The 1,185-nt window shown below is 63.0% G+C and carries 1 protein-coding gene; it reads left to right on the top strand.

The window, feature by feature from the left end:
- Window positions 1–1,185, top strand: a 1,185-nt coding sequence (locus PQR67_RS38150) for an AMP-binding protein (RefSeq protein WP_408467945.1), incomplete at both ends; no start/stop codon positions are given.

Genomic DNA, 1,185 nt, shown 5'->3' with positions numbered 1-1,185 from the left:
ACGCTGGATGCCACGGACACGGTGCTGCAGAAAACACCGTTCAGCTTCGACGTCTCGGTCTGGGAGTTCTTCTGGCCGCTGATGACGGGCGCGCGTCTGGCAGTCGCGATGCCGGACGATCATCGCGACCCGCAGAAACTGGTTGAACTGATCGAACGTCATACGGTGACGACGCTGCATTTCGTGCCGTCGATGCTGCAGGCGTTCATTGCTTACGAAGGCGCGCAGCAGTGTACGGGCCTCAGGCGCGTGATCTGCAGTGGCGAGGCGTTGTCCACGGAGCTGAAGGACAGGGCACTGGCCACGTTACCGGAAGTCGGGCTCTACAACCTGTACGGACCGACGGAAGCGGCCATCGACGTCACGCACTGGAGCTGTCAGGCGGACGATACGGTCACGCCAATCGGGCGCCCCATCGCGAACGTTCAGACGGTCGTACTGGACGCGTCACTGAACATGACGCCGGTAGGCGTAGCAGGTGAGTTGTATCTGGGCGGAGCGGGGCTGGCGCGTGGCTACCTGAACCGGTCCGCACTGACGGCAGAGCGCTTCGTACCGGACCCGTTCTCGGCAGAAGGCGCACGTCTTTACCGCACGGGCGACCTGGCACGCTGGCGGGCGGATGGCGCACTGGAGTATCTGGGCCGGATCGATCATCAGGTCAAGATTCGCGGTTTCCGGATCGAACTCGGCGAGATCGAAGCACAGCTTCTCGCCCAGGCCAATGTGCGCGAAGCGGTTGTCGTGGCTCACGAAGGTGCGGGGGGCAAGCGTCTGGTCGGCTACGTGAGCGTGAACGCGAGCACCACGATCGATACGACGGCATTGCGCGAAGCCCTTGCCGAAACGTTACCCGGGCACATGGTCCCGTCGACGATCATCGTGCTGGACACGTTGCCGCTGAGTCCGAACGGCAAGGTGGATCGCAAGGCGCTGCCCGCACCCGGGCAAAGCACAACCGCGAACCACACAGCACAGAACGAAGCACCGGAAGGCCCAGTCGAAACCGCGCTTGCCGCGATCTGGCAGGACGTGCTGGGTGTGGAGCAGATCGGCCGTCATGCGAACTTCTTCGAACTCGGTGGCGATTCGATCCTGAGCCTGCAGATTGTGGCGCGTTTGCGCCGTGTGGGCCTGAAGATCACGCCGAGGCAACTGTTCGAACGTCAGACGGTGGCATTGCTT

Source organism: Paraburkholderia fungorum, assembly GCF_046026025.1.
GTDB classification, from domain to species: Bacteria; Pseudomonadota; Gammaproteobacteria; order Burkholderiales; family Burkholderiaceae; genus Paraburkholderia; species Paraburkholderia fungorum_E.
The sequence above is the reverse complement of the archived record's forward strand: the minus strand, read 5'-3'. Positions and strand labels throughout refer to the sequence as shown.